This window comes from Xanthomonas sp. NCPPB 3959 (assembly GCF_056675575.1).
In genome coordinates, this window is the sequence record NZ_JBWWVR010000001.1 from 707,620 (window position 1) to 730,725 (window position 23,106).

Sequence of the window (23,106 nt, forward strand, 5' to 3'; positions counted from 1 at the left end):
GCGGTGAGGGCACCGCGCCCTCGACCCACGCAGCGTTTGATCTGGACCTCTGACTGCATCCACCAACATACCGCCGACAAAACCACTGCACTCATTTGTTAACCGCTCTTAGTCTTCGCCACTTTGAGACGAAGCGCTCAAGTTTTGGCGAGCAGAGCCGTTAGCTGGTATGACGGTTCGATCCGCACGGCTAACCGATGTCCCCAGGCACCCTACATCGCAATAGTGAAAGCGCAGTCTTGCCGCAACGCGTGTTGCTGGTGGAAAACTCGCGCACGTTCACCAGCATGCTGCGCGAAGCCATCGAGCAACGCGTGGAACTGCCCGTGACGGTTGTCTCGACTCTGGCCGAAGCGGCACGCGTACTGGACGAAGAAGATGGTTGGTTCCTGGTCCTGACCGGGCTGGTGCTGGTGGATGGCGACCGCGACAAGGTCGTGGAATTTTTCCTCTCGCGCAAACTGCCCACCGTGGTGGTCAGCGGGGTCTACGACGAGGATCTGCGCCAGCGCGTGCTGCAGCAGCAGATCATCGATTACGTGCTCAAAAATGCGCCAGGTGCCATCGAATATCTGGCTTGGCTGGTGCAGCGCCTGGAGCGCAATCGCCGTATCGCCGCTCTGGTAGTGGACGACTCCTTGTCTGCGCGTACCTATGCCGGCGCATTGCTGTCGATGTACGGCTACCGCGTGGTGCTCGCTGCCGATGGTGCCTCTGGCCTGCAGGCGATCGAGCGCGACCCCGGCATTCGCCTGACCATCGTCGATCAGGAAATGCCCGGCATGGAAGGCGTGGAATTCACCCGCCGGCTGCGTGCGATCCGGTCGCGCGACAAGGTTGCCGTGATCGGCATTTCCGGCAACAGCGATTCGTCGCTGATCCCGCGTTTTCTCAAGAACGGTGCCAACGATTTCCTGCGCAAACCGTTCTCACGCGAAGAATTCTTCTGCCGCGTGTCGCAGAACGTGGACCAGCTGGAACTGATCGGCACGCTGCAGGACCTAGCCACCCGGGACTTCCTCACCGGCCTGCCCAACCGGCGCTATTTTCTGGAACAGAGCCAGCGGGTGATCCCCACCCTGCTGTCACAGGACCAGACGGTCACCGCGGCCATGGTGGACATCGACCACTTCAAACATATCAACGACACCTGGGGCCACGAGGCCGGCGACCAGGCATTGCGTGCGGTGGCCGCCTCGGTCTCCGGGCATGCGCGGCCGCAGGATCTGGTAGCGCGCTTCGGCGGCGAAGAGTTCTGCCTGCTGGTGCCGGGGCTGGATATCGCCAACGCCAGCGACTATTTCGAAACCTTGCGTGAGCGCATCAGCGCCTTGCGCGTACGCGTGGGCGACGAAACGCTGAGCATGACGGTCAGCATCGGCGTGTGCATCGCCAGCGAAGGCGACCAGTCGCTGCATCATCTGTTGAATGAGGCGGACAAGCACCTGTATCTGGCCAAGGCCGGCGGTCGCAATCAGGTACGTCTGGCAGTCTGATCGAGGCCGGCTGAGCCGCGCAGCAAGCGCCTGCCGGCATGCAATCAAGCATGATCGATAGCGCTTCATCGCGCGCCAGCGCGCTCCTACACGAACGGATGCGCTTCGCTGGAGCGGCGCCGCATCGCACGCGCCGCGATCAATGCCAACAGACTCAACACCGCAGCGCCACCCAGATACTGCCCGACTGCCTGCACGCCATAACGTGCGGCCAGTTGCGTGGCCACATACGGCGCCGGCGCCGCACCCAGAATGCTGGCCAGATTGAACGACAACGAGGCGCCGGTGTAACGCACCTCGGTGGGATACAACTCGGCCAGCAGCGTGCCGCAGGGGCCGTAGGTCAGGCCCATGAAAAAGAAGCCCAACCCCAGGAAGATCAACACCTGCAACGGATGATTGGCCTGGAACAGCGGCGCAAATGCCAGCCCGAACGCAATGATCGCGATGCTGGCCAGCATCATCGCCAGCGGTGCGCCATGGCGATCACCAAACTTGGCCGAAAGCGGAATGCCGATCGCGAAAAAGACGATACCGGCCATCTGCAGCAGCAGAAACTGCTCCTTGTCGTAGCCCAGCGTCTTGGTGCCGTAACCCAGCGCGAACACCGTCATCAGATAGAACAGCACAAAGGTGGCGAACGCACCCAGCGTGCCGATGATCAAGGCCGGCCAGTGCTGGGTGATCACCGTGCCCAATGGCAGGCGTACGCGTGTTTTGTGGTCCAGGGTCTTCTGGAAATCGGGTGTCTCGGTGATGCTCAGGCGCACCCACAAGCCGGTCAGCACCAGCAATGCACTGGCCAGAAACGGCACCCGCCAGCCCCACTGCATGAACTGCGCATCGTCGAGCACTGCGCCCATGCCCAGGAAGGTGCCAGTGGACAATAGGAAGCCCAGCGGCGCGCCCAGCTGCGGAAACATGCCGTACCACACGCGTTTTCCAGGCGGCGCGTTTTCGGTGGCAAGCAACACTGCCCCGCCCCACTCGCCGCCCAAACCCAGGCCCTGTCCGAAGCGACACAACGCCAACAATGCAGGCGCAAACACGCCGATCTGCGCGTAGCTGGGCAGCAAGCCGATCGCCACCGTGGACAAGCCCATCGTCAGCAGCGCCGCCACCAACGTGGCCTTGCGCCCGACCCGATCGCCGAAGTGGCCAAACACGGCCGAGCCCACCGGCCGCGCGACAAATGCGACGGCAAATGTCGCCAACGACTGCAGCATCGCGGCGCTGCCATCGCCGGCAGGAAAGAACAAGGTTGGGAACACCAGCACTGCGGCAGTGGCATAAATATAGAAATCGAAGAACTCGATGGTGGTGCCGATCAAACTGGCGAATAGCACGCGCGCAGGCGAATTGATGGGCGAAGCAAGCGGCGCGGCAGCAGTCATCGTTGATCGGCATCCAGACAAGACAAGACGGCCGATTCTGGCAGATTGCAGCAGCAGTTTGCGCGGACCAACCGGCCTGGGAAAAGTTACAGGCGTGACCGTCCGCTTTACGGCAGCAGGGCTATGAGATCTCGGTTGAAGCGCTGAAGGAGTGCGGATAGATCACTTGTAGAGCTGATGATCTTCGGCTTGGCTGCAGGGCCCCTCGCCCGCCCAGCATCGTGGGACACACGGAAAGTTGGGAGCGTTTGGACGATGCAGATAGATCGCTTGTAGAGCCGATGATCTTCGGCTTGGCTGCAGGGCCCTTGCCAGCCCAGCATCGTGGGACACACGGAAAGTTAGGAACGTTTGGACGATGCAGATAGATCGCTTGTAGAGCCGATGATCTTAGGCTTGGCTGCAGGGCCCTCGCCCGCCCACCATCGCGGGACACGCCGCAAGTACGTCCCTGTAGGCTCTTACGCGGCATCCATGCCGCGTAAGGTCCCGCGCCGGTGGGCGGGCAAGGACCAGTCGAGAATGTCGGTGTGCATGGTGCAAGCAGTGCATGACGTGCATTATTTGGATGACGCCGGGTCCGATCAGCTTTCTAACGCAAGCCGAGCAACAGACAGGCTTTCATCCGACCACCGACCAACATTCTGGTGCGGTGTCCTCACCGCTTGCGGGACCGTGTGGCGGCATGGATGCCGCCACCGAGCCTCCAGGGATGGATTCACGGCGTGTCCCGCAAGCGGTGAGGACACCGCGCGCTCGACTAACCAGGCTTTTGACGTAAGCATTTGACTGCATCTATGACAATGCACCGACTCGAAAGATTGGTTGGCTTTGAGTAGTTGGACAATGCAGATAGATCGCTTGTAGAGCCGACGATCTTCGGCTTGGCTGCAGGGCCCTCGCCCGCCCACCGGCGCGGGACACGCCGCAAGTACGTCCGTGTAGGCTCTTACGCGGCATCCATGCCGCGTAAGGTCCCGCGACAGTGGGCGGGCAAGGACCAGTGGAGATGGTCGGCGTGCATGTTGAGAATGTCGGCTTGCATGGTTCCGTGCAAACAACCAGCAAATTACTTAGTCAACGTGTGGCGCTTGCGCCGTTTCGCGCTGCGCATGCGCCGCCAACCCGGCAGGCGTCAGCAGCGCGAATTGCCGCTCGCCGCGGTCTTCCACCTGGATCCACCCCGGACCAGGTTGGCCATCAAGACTGGCGCTGCCCAGCCAGGCCAATGTGCGCAGCAGCACGCTCATGCGCACGCCCAATTGCTTGCACAACCGCGCCAGCGACACGCCATCGGGTGCGTCGGCCAGCGCGGTGAGCAGCTGCGCGGTGAGCTGTGGATCAGCGGACAAGCACGGCCCCGATATCGCGCGATGCGGCATCCGCAGTCTCGGCGCGGTGCGGCAGTACGATCACCGGAATCGACTTGGAGGTCGGCGTACGCGCTTCGTCGGCGAAGCTGGATAGCGGCACCAGCGCGTTGGTTTCCGGGTAGTAGGCCGCCAGACAGCCGCGCGGGATGTTGTAGTCCACCAGCAGGAAGCGGCGCGCCTCGCGGTGCACACCGTCCTCGCACAGGCTCTCCAGATCCACCCAGTCACCGGCCTTCATGTTCAACGCTGCGATGTCGGCGCCGTTGATGAAGAGCACGCGGCGCTCGCCGAATACGCCGCGATAGCGATCGTCCAGGCCGTAGATGGTGGTGTTGTATTGATCGTGCGAGCGCGTGGTGGCCAGCGTAAACACCATCTGGTCGCTGTGGCTGCGACGTGCGCGATGGATCGGGTTGTCGGTGGGCACTGCGTGCGGCTTGAACACTGCGCGCTGTTCGGGCGTCACCCACTGGCGATCGCGCGCAGTGTTGGACAGACGAAATCCGCCCGGCGTGCGCACGCGCTGATTGAAGTCGGCAAAGTCCGGGAATACCTGCGCGATCAGATCGCGCACCCGGTCGTAGTCGCCTACCAACCAACGCCAGCGGATTGCACTGCGCGCACCCAACGTTGCCTCGGCCAGGCGCGCCACGATCGCCGGCTCGGACAACAGGTCAGGCGAGGCCGGCGGATTGATGCCGGCCGACAGGTGCACCATGCTCATCGAATCTTCCACCGTCACGCCTTGCGAGCCGGCGTCCTGGATGTCGATTTCGGTACGCCCCAGGCACGGCAGGATCAACGCATCGCGGCCATGCACCAGATGGCTGCGATTGAGCTTGGTGGTGACATGCACGGTGAGTTCGCAGTTGCGCAGCGCGCGATGCGTGGCATCGGTATCCGGCGTGGCGGCGGCGAAGTTGCCGCCCATTGCGAAGAACACCTTGCCGCGCCCGTCCAGCATCGCCTCGATCGCACCGACGGTGTCGAAGCCGTCTTCGCGTGGCGGCGCAAAACCAAACACAGATTGCAGCTTGTCCAGGAAGGCGGCCGGCGGTTTTTCGTAGATCATCATCGTGCGGTCGCCCTGCACGTTGCTGTGGCCGCGCACCGGGCATACGCCCGCGCCCGGCCGGCCCAGATGGCCGCGCAGCAACAGCAGGTTGGTGATCATGTGGATGGTGGCCACCGAGTGCTTGTGCTGGGTGATGCCCATGCCCCAGCAGGCGATCACGCGCTCGGCGTTGAGATAAATTTCGCCGGCCTTGCGCAGCGCCGCTTCGTCCAGGCCGGACTCTTCGACGATGGTGTCCCAGGCTTCCGCATGCACGTCGGCAGCGAAGGCGTCGAAGTTGGCGGTGTGCTCGGCGATGAACTCCAGATCCAGCAAACGCGGCGTGCCATCGCGCTGTGCCTGCGCATCGCGCTCCAGCACGTGCTTGATGATGCCCTTCACCGCGGCCAGATCGCCGCCGATCTTGAGTTGGAAATAATCCGAGGCGATGCGCGTGGAGCCGTTGTGCAGCATCTCCAGCTTGTCTTGCGGGTCGGCGAATTTCTCCAGCCCGCGCTCGCGCAGCGGATTGAATGCGGCGATCGCCGCACCGCGCTTGGAGGCCTGACGCAGTTCGCCAAGCATGCGCGGATGATTGGTGCCCGGGTTCTGGCCGAAGATGAAGATCGCATCGGCCAGTTCGAAGTCGTGCAGCGACACCGTGCCCTTGCCCACGCCGATCTGCGAACGCAGCGCGGTGCCGGAGGGCTCGTGGCACATGTTGGAACAGTCGGGGAAGTTGTTGGTGCCGAACTCGCGCACGAACAACTGATACAGAAACGCCGCCTCGTTGCTGGTGCGCCCGGAGGTGTAGAAGATCGCCTCGTCCGGGGTCGCCAGGCCATTGAGATGCCCGGCGATCTGCGCGAAAGCATCGTCCCAGCTCACCGGCACGTAGTGATCGGTGGCCGCGTCGTAGCGCATCGGGTGGGTCAGGCGGCCCTGCCCTTCCAGCCAGTAATCGCTGTATTGCGACAACAGACTGACGCTGTGCGCGGCGAACAACTCGTTGCCGGCGCGACGCGCGGTGGATTCGGCCGCCACGGCCTTGGCGCCGTTCTCGCAGAATTCGAAGGTGGAGGTGTGATCGCGATCGGGCCAGGCGCAGCCGGGGCAGTCGAAGCCGTCCGGTTGGTTGGCGTGCAGCAGCGTCTTGGCGCCCTGCACCGCGATGTCCTGTTCCATCAGGTGCTTGGCTACCGAGCGCAATGCGCCCCAGCCGCCGGCGGGATTGTCATACTGCTGGATGGTTTTCTTGCTCATGCGGGCTCTCCCACGCCAACGCCCAGATCCAGGCGCTGCGGATGGCTGTAAACGACACAATCGTGATCGCGGGCAAACCCGATCAGGGTCAGTCCCGCACTGTCGGCCAGGCTGATCGCCAGCGCGGTCGGTGCCGAAATCGCTGCAAGCAGCGGAATCCGGGCCTGCGCGGCTTTCATGGCCATTTCGTAACTGGCGCGGCTTGTGACAACCGCAAACCCTTGCGCTGCATCGACGCGGTCGCGCGCCAATGCACCAATCAACTTGTCCAGCGCGTTATGCCGGCCAACGTCTTCGCGCACGTAGCGCACAACCCCTTGCGCATCGGCCCAACCGGCGGCATGCACCGCGCCGGTCTGCGCGGCGATCGGCTGCTGCGCATGCAATGCATCCAACGCACGCGCCAGAGCATCCACATCGATCTGCAGCGACGATTGCAGCACCGGCGGCACACGCAACACCGCTTCGATCGATTCGTTGCCGCACACCCCGCAACCGCTGCGTCCATCCAGATTGCGCCGCCGCTGATCCAACGCGGCGGCGCGCTCGGGTGGAATCTCGATCTGCAACGAAGCGCCTTCCAGAAAGGTCTCCACTGCAATCACCCGCAAGTCTTGCGGGTGATCGACGATGCCTTCGCTCAACGAAAACCCGAGCGCGAAATCCTCCAGGTCCTCCGGCGTGGCCATCATCACCGCGAACGGCACGCCGTTGTAATTGAAGGCGACCGGCATTTCGGCTGCCACCATGTCCTGCACCATGGCGCTGCGACCGCCGCGGTGGCGACGGACCGTGCGCACCACACTACCGGGACGCACGGAGCGGGCAGACGAAGTGGTCATCTCATCTCAATGAAACAGCACGAAGGCTTTTTGCAGCGTGACCCAGATACCGAACAGCATCGGGATACCGACCGCCAGCCACGCAAACGCCACCAGTGCGGGATTGCCACCATGCCCGATGCGCGCCATTTGCTCGGGCGGCAACACACCATGCCCGCTACGGTCCACTTTCTCGTGCGCCAGCTGCTTTTCGCGTGCCAGCTCGTCGGGCGTCATGAAGTGGCGCGCGGCCACCGGGCGCACCAACAGATTGCAGATCAGACCGAGCACCAACATGCCGGCGAGGATGTACATTGTGGTGTTGTAGACCTGTGACGGCGGGCTGCCGTGGGCCAGCTGGTACTCACGCATATAGCCGACGACCACCGGGCCGAGGATGCCGGCGGTGGCCCAGGCGGTCAGCAGACGGCCGTGGATGGCACCGACCATCTGGGTACCGAACAAGTCGGCCAGATACGCCGGAATGGTGGCGAAGCCGCCGCCATACATCGACAAAATGATGCAGAAGATGCCCGCAAACAGCGCGATGCCGCCCACGTCACCGGCCGACGGCGCCGCCGCGTACAGGCAGATGCCGAGCACGAAGAACAGCGTGTAGGTGTTCTTGCGGCCGAGCTTGTCGGACATGCTGGCCCAGAAGAACCGGCCACCGATATTGAACAGGCTCAACAGACCGGTAAACCCGGCAGCAATGGCGGCGATGCTGGCCAGCTGGGTCGGATCCAGGCTGCCGAAACCGACGTCCACGCCGATCAACCGGCCGCCGAACACTTCCTGCAACATCGGCGAGGACATGCCGATCACGCCGATACCGGCCGAGACGTTCAGGCACAGCACGCCCCACAGCAGCCAGAACTGCGGGATGCCCCAGACCTTGCTCACGTGCACGTGGTTGGCGGTGATCATGGCGTTGTTGCTGGCCACCGGTGCGGTCCAGCCGGCGGGCGTCCAGCCGCTCGGCGGGACGCGGTAGCCGAACGCACCGGCCATCATGAAGACGAAGTACAGCGCCGCCATCACCAGGAAGGTTTCCATCACGCCCACCGAGGTCGGCGTGGCGAAATGGCGCATCAATGCATCGGCCAGCGGGCTGCCGATCATCGCGCCGCCGCCGAAGCCCATGATCGCCATGCCGGTCGCCATGCCGCGGCGGTCGGGGAACCACTTGATCAGGGTCGACACCGGGGAGATGTAACCCAGGCCAAGACCAATCCCGCCGATCACGCCCGAGCCCAGCCACAGCATCCAGATCTGATGGAAGTGGATGCCGGCGGCCGAAATCACCAATCCACCGCACCAGCACAGCGCCGAGACCACACCGGCCTTGCGCGGGCCGGCACGTTCCAGCCAACCGCCCCAGATCGCCGCCGAGCACCCCAGCAGCACGAAGAACAGCGTGTACATCCACTGCAGCTCGCTGATCTTCCAGTCGCAGGTGGTGGCGACCATGCGCGCGAACAGGCCCATGTCGGCCGGGCACGCGATCGCCTCGGTGATGCCCAGCGCCTTGGACAACGGCAACCAGAACACGCTGAAGCCGTAGGCCATGCCGATACACAGATGGATCGCCAGCGCTGCCGGCGGAACCAACCAACGATTGAACCCCGGACGCGCAATGATGCGCTCCTTGGACAGCAGACCGGCGTCTGCGCTGGCTGTCGCCACGGTGGACCCTTGTGTCATTCCGTTCCCCAAAAAATACGATGAGTGCGATGTAGAGCGACCGACAAACGACTGCGCGAAGAGTGTGTCAGCGGCCCCGAATACGATTGATGGCTGCGATCGATTGGCGTGTTGCGATAAGGGCAGCAGCGACTACCAGGCCCAACAGGCAGTCGTCTGGCGCATCATCGGCGATCACTGGATCTTTGCAATGCTTCGACCCAGCCCCATCCCCTGCCCGCGTCCCGCCACAGCCCGCGCCACAAGGCATTCCCTGAGGTTAGCGGCCGACGCTGCGACTAATTGACTAGTCCGTGCAGGCCGCGCGACGCGTGTCGCGGAATCGGCGTCGCAATCGGGCATTCCCAGGGGTGACGGGCGACGCGACGCCTGCCGTACAGTCATGCCATCACCGCGATGGAGCCTGCAATGCACGACCACCCGCTGAGCGATCAGGCGCATGCGTTACAGGCACCCTCGCAGTTGGACGCGTTCTGGATGCCGTTCACCGCCAATCGCCAGTTCAAGGCCCGCCCGCGCCTGCTGGCATCGGCCGCCGGCATGTACTACCGCGATGTCGACGGCCGCCAGATCCTGGACGGCGTCGCCGGCCTGTGGTGCTGCAACGCCGGCCATGGCCGCGAGCGCATCGTGGCGGCGATCCGCGCGCAGGCCGGCACGCTGGATTTCGCGCCGACCTTTCAGATGGGCTCACCGCTGCCGTTCGTGCTGGCGCAGCGGCTGGCCGCGATCGCCCCGCCCGGCCTGGGCCATGTGTTCTTCACCAACTCCGGCTCGGAGGCGGTGGATAGCGCGATGAAGATCGTGCTGGCCTATCACCGCCTGCGCGGCGAGGGCCAGCGCACCCGCTTCATCGGCCGCGAGAAGGCGTATCACGGGGTCGGCTTCGGCGGCATGTCGATCGGCGGGCTGCCCAACAACCGTAAATGGTTCGGCCCGCTGCTGGCCGGCACCGACCATCTGCGGCACACGCTCGATATCGAACGCAATGCCTACTCACGTGGCCTGCCTGCGCACGGCTCCGAGCTGGCCGACGATCTGGAACGGCTGATCACCTTGCACGACGCCTCCACCATTGCAGCGGTCTTCGTCGAACCGGTGTCCGGCTCGGCCGGCGTAATCCTGCCGCCGGAAGGCTATCTGCAGCGGCTGCGCGCGATCTGCGACCGCCACGGCATCGTGCTGGTGTTCGACGAAGTCATCACCGGCTTCGGCCGGGTCGGCGAGGCGTTCGCGGCGCAGCGCTTCGGCGTCACCCCGGACCTGATCACCGCCGCCAAGGGCCTGACCAGCGGCACGGTGCCGATGGGTGCGGTGCTGGTGGCCGATACGATCCACGCTGCCTTCATGCATGGGCCGGAAGCGGCGATTGAACTCTTTCACGGCTATACCTATTCCGGTCACCCGCTGGCCTGCGCTGCGGCAATCGCCACGCTGGACGTCTACGCCGAAGAGGATCTGTTCTCGCGCGCGATCACGCTAGGCCCGCAGTGGGAACACGCGCTGCACAGCCTGCGCGGGCTGCCGCACGTGATCGACATCCGCAACGTTGGCCTGATCGGCGCGATCGAGCTCGCACCCCGAAACGGTGCGCCGGGCGCACGTGGCTATGAGGTGTTCGAGCGCTGCTTCCACGACGGCGGCCTGCTGGTGCGCGTCACCGGCGATGTCATCGCGCTGTCGCCACCGCTGATCGTCACGCCCGAGCAGATCGGGCAGATCGTCGAAACGCTGGGCAGGATCCTGCGCAGCATTGTCTGATGACAGCGGCTTGATGACAGCAGCGTAAGCGCCCGCGTGTAGCGCCCGGGCGCGTCGCGGTCAAGCGCGCAAAGCCGGTGCAGGCTCACTACAATGCCGGCCCCGCACTTCCCCGCAGTTGCCGCATGAACATCGTTGTCAAAGAAGAACTCAAGGCCTATATCGACCCGCTGACGCCCGACGAACACGAGGCGCTGGAACGCAGCCTGCTGGCCGAGGGCTGCCGCGATGCGTTGGTGTTGTGGGGCGATGTGCTGGTGGATGGCCACAACCGCTACGGCATCTGCCAGAAGCACGATCTGCCGTTCCAGACCGTGCAGAACCCGCGCTTCCAGTCGATGCAGGACGTGCATCTGTGGATGATCGAGCAGCACCTGGGCCGGCGCAGCGTGTCGGACTTCCAGCGTGGCGTGCTGGCGCTGCGCAAGCGCGAGATCCTGGCTGCGCGCCAACGTACCCAGCGCGATGCCGACGCCCCAGTGGTCGGCGATGACCAGCCCGACACCGGCCTCGATGACAGCGCCGCACGCAGCACTGAAGACAGCGACAGCCCACCGTGGGAAGAGACCTCCACCCCGGTCAGCCGCGCCGAGCTGGCGCGTGAGGCACGCCTGAGCAACAACCAGGTGGTGATGATCGAGCGCATTCACAAACAGGCCGCCCCGGAAGTGGTGCAGGCGGTGCGGGCCGGCGAGATTTCGATCAGCGCCGCCGCCGCTGTGGCGACCTTGTCCGAGGACGAGCAACGCACCGCCGCGCAGGCCGGCAAGGCCGAGCTCAAGCAGGCCGCCAAACGGGTGCGCGATGCCAAGCGCAAACCCAAATCCGACGAAGCCGAAGGTGGCGAAGCCGAACGCCGCGATGTGAAAGCGCTGCAGCGCCGCGTCACCGAGCTGGAAAACGAAAACGCTGCACTGCTGGCCAAGGTAGCTGCGCTGCAGTCGCAGCTGGAGCGTCTGCGCGGCTGAGTGCACGACAGACCGCAGCGCCACCCGTAGGAGCGCACCTGGACGCGATGGGCTTCCCCGGTAACGCCATCGCGCGCAAGCGCGCTCCTACCGAACCATCACGCCGCAATCGCGAACGGCAAACCGCGCGCGACCGATCGGTGTAACCACCCGTAGGAGCGCCCTCGGGCGCGATGAAGCTTTCCCGCTAACGCCATCGCGCCCGAGGGCGCTCCTACGCCGACGCCAGCAGCGCTGCCAGGCTTCGCCGTGGACATGCCATCCGCACGCGACTGGGTACACTCAGGCCATGGAACCAAGCGTCAACACTCCCCGCCCCATCGATCCCCGTCGTGCCCAGCTGCAGCGCATGAAGCTGTTGGCGGTGGCCCTGTTGCTGGCCATGTTTGCCGGCTTTGTCGTCAGTCACCTGATGGGCGAGCAAGGCATCTGGGCCTGGGTATCGGCCTTCTGCGAAGCGGCCACGGTCGGTGCATTGGCCGACTGGTTCGCGGTGGTGGCCTTGTTCCGCCGCCCGATGGGCCTGCCGATTCCGCATACCGCCATCCTGCCGCGCGGCAAGGACCGCCTGGCCGACGGCCTGGCCGGTTTCGTGCGCGACCAGTTTCTCGCCCCCGATGCATTGATGGACAAGCTGCGCGTGTTCGACCCCGCCAGCCGGCTCGGCGAATGGCTGGCCAAACCCGAGCAGGCCCGCATGCTCGCGCAGATGGCGCGCGGCTGGATGCAGCAGGCGCTGGAGTTGCTGGACGAAGAAGCCGTGCGTGGCGCGATCCAACGCTTCGTCGTCGACCGCCTGCGCAAATGGAATGCCGCCGCAACTGCCGGCGATGTGATGGCGCTGCTCACCACCGACGGCCGCCATCAGAAGTTGCTGGATGAAGTCCTGCTGCGGCTGGGCGAATGGCTGGATCAGGAACAGGTCAAGACGCGTGCCTCGGCGCTGATCGTGCGCTACGCACGCCGCGAGTGGCCCAAGCTGGTCGGCACGGTGAATTGGGTCAAGCCGATCGAAGAGATCGGCGACAGCCTGGCCGACCGCATGGCACGTGCAGCGATCGAAGAACTGCAAGACATTCTCAAGACGCCCGAGCACCCAATCAGGCTCGACTACGAGGCGTGGCTGCAGCGCTACATTGCGCGCCTGCGCGACGAGCCGGAAATGGCCGTACGAGTGGAAGAGCTCAAGCAGCGCGCGATCGAACATCCGGCGCTGCAGGAGTATGTGCAAGGCCTATGGGGCGAGATTCGCGATGCGCTGCGCAACGACCTGGCGCGTGAACAATCGTCGATGGCCGCGCATATGGAGCGCTCGATGCAATCGCTCGGCCAGGCGCTGTCGTCGGACCCCTCACTGCGTGAAGCACTCAATCAGCATATGTTGCAGGCTGCTGACAAACTCACCTCGCGCTTGCGTGTCTCGGTGACCGAACATATTGCATCAACGATGAAAAGTTGGGACGAACGTCACCTCGTCGAACAATTGGAATTGGGTGTCGGACGCGATCTGCAATACATTCGGTTCAATGGAACGCTGGTTGGTGGATTGATTGGCCTTGCTCTTCATGCGCTGTCGATCTGGCTTGCGTTCTGATGCACTGGCAGTGACCTGATCACTTACTGACTGCTGCCCAATCACGGCCAGCCGCTGACGGCCACCTATTATTTGCCGGCCACCAATGGCACGTTGCAGCACAAGGGGAGTGCTGCACGGACTGGATCATCTTCAAGCGGTACCACGAGGCCGACCTCGCTGTCGGCCAGGACACTGGGCACGCAACAGCAAGGCAAAGGAAACAAGATGCCGAATGGCCGCTGGGATCTGCGCAGGAAGTACGGGCGCCGTACCTCGATCGGTGCACTGCTGATTCTCACCGCAGGTTTGATCGCCGCCATCCTGACCGGGCTTGCGGTGCATCGGCATAACGAACTCGAGCGTGAGCAGCGTTTCAACGATGTGGTGCGCAACCTGTCGCGCAACATCAGCGAGCGCATGTATACCTTCGAACATGGCTTGCGCGGCGCACGCGGCGCGGTGATCGGCGCAGGCAGCGGGCTCATTAGTCGCGATCGCTTCACCCAGTACAGCCGCTCGCGCGATTATTCGCGTGAGTTCCCCGGTGTGCTGGGTTACGGCTATATCCATCGCGTGGCGCCTGCCGACGAAGCGGCCTTTCTGCAGGCTGCGCGTGCAGACGGTGCGCCCGATATCCATCGTCGCCCGTTGGCGCCCTGGGATGGCGAACGTTTCATGGTGCTGTATTTCGAACCCGAATCCTCGGGCAACCGGCCGCTCGGGTTGGACATCGCCTCCGAGCCGCGCCGGCGTGCCGCTGCCTTGCAGGCATCGCGCAGCGGTGAGCCAATCATGACCTCGCCGGTCTCGCTGTCGGGGTATCGCATTCCCAGCGAAAGCGGATTTCTGGTGCTGCTGGCGGTCTATCGCGAAGGCATGCCGCTGCAGACGCCGCAACAACGCATGCTTGCGACCACCGGCTGGGTCTATGCGCCTTTCAGCGTCGAACAGATGGTGCAAAGCACCCTGGGCGAACGCGACGACGTTGCGCTGGATCTGTCCGACAGGCACGAGCCGACCCACACGTTCTATCGCAGCGGCACGCCGTCGAGCGACAGTGCGCGTCGTCCGCCGATTGTCCAGTTGCTGCCGATCTATGGGCGCACCTGGATCATCACCGCCCACCCCACTGCCAGCTTTCTCGCCTCGCTCCATCAGACCTCGCCTTGGTTGATAGGCAGTCTGGTGATGGGTGGCTCGGTGCTGTTCGCCGCGCTGCTCTGGCTGTATTTCAGCAACGGATTGCGCCGCGAAGAAGTGCTGCGCAAACAGATGGAACTGGCTGCACTGGTCAGCAACTCCAGCGAAGCGATCGTTGCCGAAACCCCGGATGGACGCATCACGCACTGGAATCCGGCTGCCGAGACGATGTTCGGTTACAGCTCGGAAGAGGCGATCGGCCGCACCTTGGCAACGCTGTTGTTGCCGCAACCGTATGCGGTCCCGGAAGTCGAACACCCCGACGAGCCGCATCCGGTGATGACCTCTGCAGCGCAGATCATGCGCCACCGCGATAGCCACGCAGTCTATGTACTGGCCAGCAAGGCGCCGATCCTCGAAGGCGACGACACCCTCACCGGGCATTCGCATTTCTTCCGCGACATTTCCGAGCGGGTGCGCTCGCACCAGCGCATCGTCGAGCTCAATGCATCGCTCGAACACCAGGTGGCCGAGCGCACCAGCGAGCTGGTGAAATTCTCCGCGCTGCAGCGCGCGATTCTGGCGCACGCCGGTTACGCCATCATCGCCACCGATTCCAGCGGCTTTGTCACGCTGTTCAACCCAGCTGCAGAAAAACTGCTGGGTTACAAGGCCGAAGAGGTGATCGGCCGGCGCAAGGCCAGCCAGTTCATCGAGCCGGAAGAACTGCAGGAGCGCGCGCGCATGCTGGCCGACCAGACCGGCACACCGGTGGCGCACACCTTGGAAGCGGTGGCCGCGCTGACCAGCCTCGGCCGCAGCGACACCAGCGAATGGACCTACGTCAGTCACGAAGGCCGTCACCTGCCGGTGTTGCTCACGCTGAGCACCTTGCGCGACGACAACGATCAGGTGATCGGCTACCTGGGCGTGGCGGTGGATCTCACCGAGCAGAAACTGCACGAAAAACAGCTGCGTCTGGCGATGGACGCGGCCAAGAGCGCCAACCAGTCCAAGTCCGATTTCCTGGCCAACATGAGCCACGAAATCCGCACCCCGATGAACGCCATCCTGGGCATGCTGTATCTGCTTCAACGCAGCGAGCTGCCTGTTGCGGCGCTGGATATGGTCGCCAAGATCGATCGGTCTGCACGCTCGCTGCTGGAGATCATCAACGACATCCTGGATTTTTCCAAGATCGAAGCCGGGCGCATCGATCTGGAACGCGCACCGTTCGACCTCAACCAGCTGTTCGACAATATCGCCGACCTGATGCGTTCCTCGCTCAGCGCCAAGCCGGTGGAAATGATTGTCGAACCGTTGCCGCGCGACAGCCGCTGGCTGCTCGGCGATGCACTGCGCATCAATCAGGTGCTGGTCAATCTGGTCGGCAATGCGATCAAGTTCACCGAACAGGGCGAGGTGGTGTTGTCGGTGCGGCGCTTCCCCAGTGGCGACCCGAACAAGCTCAAGCTGTTGTTCTCGGTACGCGACACCGGCATCGGCATTTCCAAGGAAAAGCAGAGCCTGATCTTTTCGCCGTTTCTGCAAGCCGACACCTCCACCAGCCGGCGTTACGGCGGCAGCGGCCTGGGCCTGACCATCAGCCGACGCTTGATCGAATTGATGGGCGGCGAACTGGAAGTGGAAAGCGTGCCCGGCCGGGGCAGCGAATTCTATTTTGTGGTGACGCTGGAAAAATCCGCACCGCCGCAGGCACAGCGCGAGTTGCCGACGTTGCCGTTGGAGTCGATGCCACGCGTCCTGATCGCCGACGACCACGATGCGGCGCTCAACAATCTGGTGCGTATCGCCACCGAACTCGGCTGGCGTGTGGATGCGGTGGCCAACGGCCAGGCTGCGCTGCAGGCGATCGAACAGGCCAGCGAGCCCTACGACATCTTCCTGCTCGACTGGCGCATGCCCGATATCGATGGCGTGGCGATCGCGCGCCAGATACGCGCACGTGCAACACCCGGTCCGCATCCGGTCATCGTGATGGTCACCGCGTACGAGCGCCGCCTGCTGGAGCAACATCCCGAGCAACAGGGTCTGGATGCGGTGATGACCAAACCGGTGACCAGTGCAGCGCTGCATCGTCTGGTGGAACAACTGTTCGAAGGGCGCGCCGCTGCGCGCGCCGCCACACCCGCTTTCGTCGCACGCCGGCTGGAAGGCGCGCATCTATTACTGGTGGACGACAGCGAGATCAACTGCGAAGTGGCACAACGCATTCTCGAAGGCGAAGGCGCCATGGTCACCGTGGCGCACGATGGCGAGCAGGCCATCAACACGCTCAAGCGCGCGCCGGATCTTTTTCATCTGGTGCTGATGGATGTGCAGATGCCGGTGGTGGACGGCTATGAAGCCACGCGACGGCTGCGGCAGATCCCTGCCCTGGCCAGTCTGCCGGTGATTGCGCTCACGGCCGGTGCGTTTCGTCCGCAACAGGAAAAAGCGCTGGAAGCCGGCATGAACGGTTTCATCGCCAAGCCCTTCAACGTGGAGGAACTGATCGCTGCCATCCGCCATTTCCTGCAGCCTGCACTGCACCGCATTCCCGCGCTTGCCCCGCAGGCCGAGCTGCACGCCGGCCCTGAGTGGCAACACGCCGATTCGGAGCTATTGGATGCGGCGCGCGCACGCAGCCTGTGGCGCGAACGCGAGCCGTATGCGCGCTATCTGCTCAAACTGCTACGCGACAATCCGGACCCTGCCGAAACCGCCGCCGAGCATCTGCGCAACAACGAACTGGCCGCCATCGGTGCGCTGGCGCACAAGCTGCGCGGCGCAGCAGGGTCGCTAGCATTACCAGCGCTGGCGGGTGCGGCCGGCGATCTGGAAAACCGCATCAATGAAGGCCACGACCTCACCTCTGCGTTGACTGCGCTCAAAGACACCATGCAGCGCACCGCCACCGCGATCCATGCCTTCCTGCAAGGCAGCGAGGGCGACGAAGTCATTGTCGACGATGGTCTCGCGCTGGACGACGACAGCGTGCAGATCCTGCAGGCGGCGTTTGCCAGCGACGATGCCGACAAGATCGACCACGCGTTGCTGATCTGCACGCCACAGTTGCCGGGTAACTTGCTGCAGGAACTGCAACGCGCCATCGAGGATTTCGACTTCCGTCGCGCCGAAGCCACGTTGCGCGACTGGCAGGCCACCCACTTCCGCTGACCGCCGCACGCGCCGGTTCGCAAGGATCCATCCATGCCGTCCCGTCCACTGCTCTGCGTCGACGACGAATCCAGCAACCTGGCGACCCTGCGCCAGCTGCTGCGAGACGATTTCCCGTTGGTCTTCGCCAAATCCGGCGGCGAGGCGCTGGATGCGGTCAGCCGCCACGCGCCGGCGCTGATCCTGCTGGATGTCGAATTGCCCGACATGGATGGATATGCGGTGGCGCGCACGCTCAAGCAGCAACCTTCCAGCACCACCATCCCGATCCTGTTCGTGACCTCGCGCAGCAGCGAGCAGGACGAACGCGCGGGGCTGGAAGCGGGCGCGGCCGATTACGTCAGCAAGCCCTACTCGCCCGCGCTGCTCAAGGCGCGCATCGCCACCCAACTGAAGCTGGCAGAAAATGCGCGCCTGGCCCAGCAGTACCGCGATGCGATCCATCTGCTCGGCACCGCCGGCCAAGGACAGGACGCCGACACCGGCGCGCATATCTGGCGCATGGCTGTGTATGCGCGCGTGCTGGCCGAAACAGTCGGTTGGTCCACGCAACAAGCGCAGCTGCTGCAGGACGCCGCGCCCCTGCACGATGCCGGCAAGATCGCCGTGCCCGGCAGCATCCTGCACAAGCCCGATGCGCTGGACGAACACGAACGCTCGGTGGTGCTGCAGCATCCGCAGATCGGGCACGATTTGCTGCGCCACGGCCGCGGCCCGGTGTTTCAACTGGCCGCAGAAATCGCGCTGCATCATCACGAATGCTGGGACGGCAGCGGCTACCCCAAGGGGTTGGCCGGCGATGCCATTCCCGAATCCGCGCGCATCGTGGCGGTGGCCGACGTCTTCGACGCACTGTGCGGGCGGCGCGCCTACAAGGCCCCATGGACGGTGGAAGACGCCGTGCGCAAGCTGGAAAGCATGGCAGGCAAACAACTGGAACCGCGCCTGGTGCAGCATTTCCGCGAGGCCTTGCCGCAGATCCTGCAGATCAAGGACGCTTGGGACGGCCCGGCTGTACAGCGTTGATTTGAAGTTGGCTGCCTTCCGCCGGACCCTCACCCCAACCCCTCTCCCGCAGGGAGAGGGGCTCTGGATCCTTCTCCCATCGGGAGAAGGTGGCGCGCAGCGCCGGATGAGGTTACAGGCAGCTCGGGGACGACCGGCCGACGATTCATCACTTCGCGCCTCCTACATCGCCATCGCGCGCTCCTACGTCACCATCAGCCGCCTTAGCCGCCAACCTCTGCATCAACGCCAAAACCCGACACAACACCCAAACCACCACGTCTACATCACCACACACGCACTGTTACCCACGTGCGCTTGAACCCCGCCCCACACGAGCGGACAATGCGCGTGTTGCGCCGCACAACACCGTGCGACGCGGGCCGATCCGGTTGCCGTCTGCGGCGCCAGCGATGCGACCCCGCAACCGAGAGTCCGATGTCCTCCAGCGTGTCCGAGGCCGGCGCCCTGCCGCCGCCGCGTTATCCCGATTACCGCATCATCTCGCTGATCCTGGCCTGCGCCATTTTCATGGAGCAGATGGACGCCACCGTGCTGGCGACCGCGCTGCCGACCCTGGCGCACGACTTCGGCGTCGCCGCGCCGGCCATGAGCATCGCCATGACCAGCTATCTGCTGGCGTTGGCGGTGCTGATTCCGGCCAGCGGTGCCATCGCCGATCGCTTCGGCCTGCGTCGCGTCTTCGGTGCATCGATCTGGGTGTTCGTCGGCGGCTCGATCCTGTGTTCGCTGGCCGACACCCTGCCCACCATGGTTGCCGCGCGCGTGCTGCAAGGCGCCGGTGGCGCGATGATGGCCCCGCTCGGCCGGCTGATTCTGCTGCGTACCGTCGAGCGCCGCCACCTGGTGTCGGCGATGGCCTGGACGCTGGTGCCGGCCTTTATCGGCCCGATGCTCGGCCCACCGCTGGGCGGATTTTTCGTCTCGTATCTGGATTGGCGCTGGATCTTCTACATCAACGTGCCGATCGGCATCGCCGGCTTTTTGCTGGTGCGCCGTTTCATTCCGGACATTCCCACCGAATCGGCCCCAGCACGCTTCGACCTGCGCGGTTTCGTCCTGTGCGGCACCGCGTTGGGCTGTCTGTTGTTCGGCCTGGAAATGGTCAGCCAGGAAAACGGCATCGGCAAAGCGAGCTGGTTGTTGGCGATCGGCGGCGGCGCGGCCCTGGGGTATCTGTGGCATGCGCGCCACCACCCTGCCCCGCTGCTGGATCTGAGCCTGCTGCGGATCGACTCGTTCCGCTTGTCGGTGATCGGCGGTGCGCTGATGCGCATCACACAGGGCGCGCATCCGTTCCTGCTGCCGCTGCTGTTCCAGATCGGCTTCGGCATGAGCGCCGCGCACAGCGGGCGCCTGATTCTGGCCACCGCGCTCGGCGCACTGCTGATGCGCAGCATCACCCCGCAGTTGCTGCGTCGCTTCGGCTATCGCAACAGCCTGATCGGCAACGGCGTGCTCGCCAGCCTGGGCTATATGGTGTGCGCCTTTTTCCGGCCAGATTGGCCGCACGCCCTGATGTTCGGGCTATTGCTGTGCTGCGGCGCCTTCATGTCATTCCAGTTCGCCGCTTACAACACCATCGCCTACGAAAACGTCCCCGCGTCACGCATGAGCCGCGCCAGCAGCCTGTACACCACCTTGCAGCAGCTGATGCTTTCGGTAGGCGTGTGCGCCGGCGCGATGATTCTGAAACTGGCGATGCTGGCTGGCGATCATATCCAGCCGCAGCAACGCGATTTCTCGCTGGCGTTCTGCGTGGTCAGCCTGATCTCGCTCAGCGCCACCTGGTGGCATCTGCGCTTCGACAAGCATGCCGGGCAGGAAATGAGCGGGCACCGCACCTAGCGCGCGTGATGAACGTGGATTCGCCTGACAACACCGCCGGGTGTTGTCAGGCATGCACTCAGCGTGCGTTCTTGTTTCGTCGCTGTGCGGCATCGGCACGTGTCACCAGCAAGAACGCCAGCGGAAAGCCGACTTCGATCGCGACCGCCGCGAAGATGCCTGCGTTGACGTGCCCGGCGGCCCACTCAGCAACACCCAGCACTGCCAGCAGCAGGCACGCGGTGACGAAGCCTGCGATCACCGCCCGGCGGCCCGGCGACGGCGGCGCATTTCTCACCAAAACCAGCATGACGCCGATGGCGGCATACAGCGGCGCGGCGCGGCGGCCGACCAGGCCCAGCGCGTTGCTGTCGAATGCGACGCCCCAGTTGGCCAGCATGGTCGCAGGCGCAAGCAACCAGGCGGCGCCCAAGGCGAAAAGCAACAACGCCGATAACGTGGCCAGGAAGCGGAATGCACGTGACGCGGTGGGCGTGCTCATGCGTTCACGTCCACGACAGTGCGCCCCTGCACCTTGCCTTCCAATAGCTGGACAGCACTCTGCGGCACCTCGGCCAGGCCGATGGTGTGGGTCGTCGTTGCGAGCTTGTCCAGATCCAGATCGCGCGCCAGACGCGACCACGCCTGCACGCGCACGGCTTGCGGCGCGTTGACCGAGTCGATGCCGGCCAGCGTGACATTGCGCAGGATGAAAGGCAGCACCGATGCCGGCAGTTGAACACCCTGCGCCATGCCGAAGGCGGTGACGACGCCGCGATACTGGGTCTGCGCCAGCGCGTTTGCCAGCGTATGACTGCCCACCGCATCCACCACACCGGCCCAGCGTTCCTTGCTGATCGGCGAACCGGGTTCGGACAGGCTGGCGCGGTCGATGATCTCGGCGGCGCCCAGGCTGTGCAGATACTCGGTTTGCTCCAGGCGGCCGGTGGAGGCGACCACGCGATAGCCCAGGCCCGAGAGCAAGGCAATGGCGACCGAGCCGGCACCGCCGTTTGCGCCAGTGACCAGGATGTCGCCGCGTTCGGGTGTCAGCCCGCCGTGTTCCAGTGCCAGCACCGCCAGCATGGCGGTGTAGCCGGCGGTACCGATCGCCATCGCATCGCGCGTGGAAAATGCGTCCGGAATCTTGACCAACCAATCCCCAGGCACCCGCGCCTTCTGCGCGTAGCCGCCATGGTGGGTCTGACTCAATCCCCAGCCATTGGCCAGCACCCGATCTCCAACCGCAATGCCCGGAAACGTGGACGCTTCGACCACGCCGGCAAAGTCGATGCCCGGAATCAGCGGGAACTGACGAATGATCGGGCCCCGCCCGGTCACCGCCAGTGCGTCCTTGTAGTTGACGGTCGAGTAGTCGATGGCAACCGTGACATCGCCCGGCATCAGGTCGTCTTCGTTGAACTGGACCACGGTGGTAGCAACCATCTCGCTGGTTTGATTCGCCAGCAAAGCGTTGAAGGTCATTGCCTTCTCCTGTTCGGATTGAGGCCGCGCGCGTTATCGCGTCACGGCGGTGTATCGGCACGGCAGTCGCTGCGACTGCCGTTGCTGGTCTATGCAGCGCCTGACAAAACTTATCTGGCGTGCGTGGGTGTCTTGGCATCAACAGGCGTGTTTGCATCCAAGTGCAGATTCTTGCGAATCAGCGACTGGAACACGCCTGCCGGCGCAAACCGCCGCAAGAACTGCAGTTGTCCGGCGATCTTGCCCGCGGTGTAGCGCACCTTGGGGTGTTGGGCGCGGGCCGCTTTCACCACCACGTCGGCCACGACGGATGGCTCGTCTGCAATCGCCATTGCCTGGGCCACCACTTTTCCAACTTCCGCTCGAACCTGCCGATAGGTTTCCAGCGGCGCGTCGGGGGCCAGATTGTTCGCCTCGAACTGGGTCTTGGTGTAGGCCGGTTCGATGACCGTGACCCGGATCCCGTAGCTGCGCAGCTCGTGGTCCACCGCTTCGGAATACCCCTCCACTGCGTGTTTGCTGGCGGCATACAGCGCCGCATACGGTGTGGGCACCAAACCAATGATCGAGCCGATATTGATGATGCGGCCACTGCCCTGGCGGCGCATATGCGGCACCACCGCGCGCGTCATCCGCACGACGCCCAGAAAGTTGGTGTCGAGAATGGCCTTGGCCTGCTCGATCGAGCTTTCTTCCGCCGCTGCGGGAGACACGCCGAAACCGGCATTGTTGACCAGCAGGTCGATGCGCCCCTCCAGCCGCAACAGTTCCTGGATGGCCGCATCCACGGACTCATCGCTGGTCACATCCAGCGCCAGCAGCTTGAAGGCGCGCTGCCCGGATTGCGCGCCGCGACGGCTGGTGCCGTACACCGTATAGCCGGCGGCGGCCAATGCCTCGGCGCTTGCTTCGCCAATGCCGGAGGATGCACCGGTCACCAGCGCAACAGGGGATTTGTTTGTCATGGGAATTCCTAAAGTGCAGTGAGTGACAGGCGCAGTTGTTGACGATCAAAAACCGCGCGGGATGCGGATACAC

General features: G+C 64.3%; 15 protein-coding genes. 7 read left to right on the top strand and 8 right to left on the bottom strand.

Annotated elements, in window-relative coordinates; all coding sequences use genetic code 11:
• Nucleotides 1-197: 197 nt before the first annotated feature.
• Nucleotides 198-1,496 (top strand): diguanylate cyclase, encoded by a 1,299-nt coding sequence (locus AC1KVG_RS02855; RefSeq protein ID WP_043909106.1) that lies wholly within the window; start codon nt 198-200, stop codon nt 1,494-1,496.
• 86 nt (nt 1,497-1,582) lie between these two features.
• Here AC1KVG_RS02855 and AC1KVG_RS02860 read toward each other — a convergent pair whose 3' ends face one another.
• The 5 genes from AC1KVG_RS02860 to AC1KVG_RS02880 form a co-directional block, all read right to left on the bottom strand.
• Entirely contained in the window at nt 1,583-2,890 is a 1,308-nt protein-coding gene (locus tag AC1KVG_RS02860; RefSeq protein WP_268214837.1) for an MFS transporter, read from the bottom strand.
• A gap of 1,073 nt (nt 2,891-3,963) precedes the next feature.
• Nucleotides 3,964-4,242 (bottom strand): hypothetical protein, encoded by a 279-nt coding sequence (locus AC1KVG_RS02865; RefSeq protein WP_023904289.1) that lies wholly within the window; start codon nt 4,240-4,242, stop codon nt 3,964-3,966.
• Nucleotides 4,232-6,580, bottom strand: coding sequence for an FdhF/YdeP family oxidoreductase (locus AC1KVG_RS02870; RefSeq protein ID WP_481093420.1), 2,349 nt, complete (start codon nt 6,578-6,580; stop codon nt 4,232-4,234). Before AC1KVG_RS02870 ends, AC1KVG_RS02865 begins: the two co-directional genes overlap by 11 nt.
• The gene (gene fdhD / locus AC1KVG_RS02875; RefSeq protein WP_481093421.1) at nt 6,577-7,422 is read right to left on the bottom strand and encodes a formate dehydrogenase accessory sulfurtransferase FdhD; all 846 of its coding nucleotides are present in this window, start codon (nt 7,420-7,422) and stop codon (nt 6,577-6,579) included. Before fdhD ends, AC1KVG_RS02870 begins: the two co-directional genes overlap by 4 nt.
• A 6-nt stretch (nt 7,423-7,428) precedes the next feature.
• Complete coding sequence (locus tag AC1KVG_RS02880) at nt 7,429-9,105, bottom strand: OFA family MFS transporter (protein ID WP_006449708.1); 1,677 nt, start codon at nt 9,103-9,105, stop codon at nt 7,429-7,431.
• Between the two features lie 396 nt (nt 9,106-9,501).
• Here AC1KVG_RS02880 and aptA point away from each other — a divergent pair, with 396 nt between their 5' ends.
• The 6 genes from aptA (at nt 9,502) to AC1KVG_RS02910 (ending at nt 20,604) form a co-directional block, all read left to right on the top strand.
• Nucleotides 9,502-10,866: an omega-aminotransferase AptA gene (aptA, locus tag AC1KVG_RS02885; RefSeq protein ID WP_481093422.1), complete on the top strand. Its 1,365-nt coding sequence runs from the start codon at nt 9,502-9,504 to the stop codon at nt 10,864-10,866.
• Nucleotides 10,867-10,991: 125 nt separating this feature from the next.
• Nucleotides 10,992-11,834, top strand: a complete 843-nt coding sequence (locus AC1KVG_RS02890) for a ParB N-terminal domain-containing protein (RefSeq protein ID WP_481093423.1) — start codon at nt 10,992-10,994, stop codon at nt 11,832-11,834.
• Nucleotides 11,835-12,123: 289 nt separating this feature from the next.
• Complete coding sequence (locus AC1KVG_RS02895; protein ID WP_115040332.1) at nt 12,124-13,428, top strand: DUF445 family protein; 1,305 nt, start codon at nt 12,124-12,126, stop codon at nt 13,426-13,428.
• 207 nt (nt 13,429-13,635) lie between these two features.
• Nucleotides 13,636-17,730 carry a response regulator gene (locus AC1KVG_RS02900; protein ID WP_481093424.1) on the top strand — a complete coding sequence of 1,365 codons (4,095 nt, stop codon included), beginning with the start codon at nt 13,636-13,638 and terminating at the stop codon, nt 17,728-17,730.
• A 33-nt stretch (nt 17,731-17,763) separates the two neighbouring features.
• On the top strand, nt 17,764-18,756 hold the full coding sequence (locus tag AC1KVG_RS02905; protein ID WP_481093425.1) for a response regulator: 993 nt from the start codon (nt 17,764-17,766) through the stop codon (nt 18,754-18,756).
• 417 nt (nt 18,757-19,173) lie between these two features.
• The gene (locus AC1KVG_RS02910; RefSeq protein ID WP_481093426.1) at nt 19,174-20,604 is read left to right on the top strand and encodes a DHA2 family efflux MFS transporter permease subunit; all 1,431 of its coding nucleotides are present in this window, start codon (nt 19,174-19,176) and stop codon (nt 20,602-20,604) included.
• Between the two features lie 58 nt (nt 20,605-20,662).
• Here the strand turns inward: AC1KVG_RS02910 and AC1KVG_RS02915 are convergent, their stop codons facing one another.
• From AC1KVG_RS02915 to AC1KVG_RS02925, 3 genes are all read right to left on the bottom strand, one after another.
• Nucleotides 20,663-21,085: a hypothetical protein gene (locus tag AC1KVG_RS02915; protein WP_023904298.1), complete on the bottom strand. Its 423-nt coding sequence runs from the start codon at nt 21,083-21,085 to the stop codon at nt 20,663-20,665.
• A complete protein-coding gene (gene acuI / locus AC1KVG_RS02920; RefSeq protein WP_481093427.1) occupies nt 21,082-22,068 on the bottom strand; it encodes an acrylyl-CoA reductase (NADPH) in 987 nt (328 codons plus the stop codon). Before acuI ends, AC1KVG_RS02915 begins: the two co-directional genes overlap by 4 nt.
• Before the next feature lie 110 nt (nt 22,069-22,178).
• Complete coding sequence (locus tag AC1KVG_RS02925) at nt 22,179-23,033, bottom strand: oxidoreductase (RefSeq protein WP_268214824.1); 855 nt, start codon at nt 23,031-23,033, stop codon at nt 22,179-22,181.
• Nucleotides 23,034-23,106: the final 73 nt, after the last annotated feature.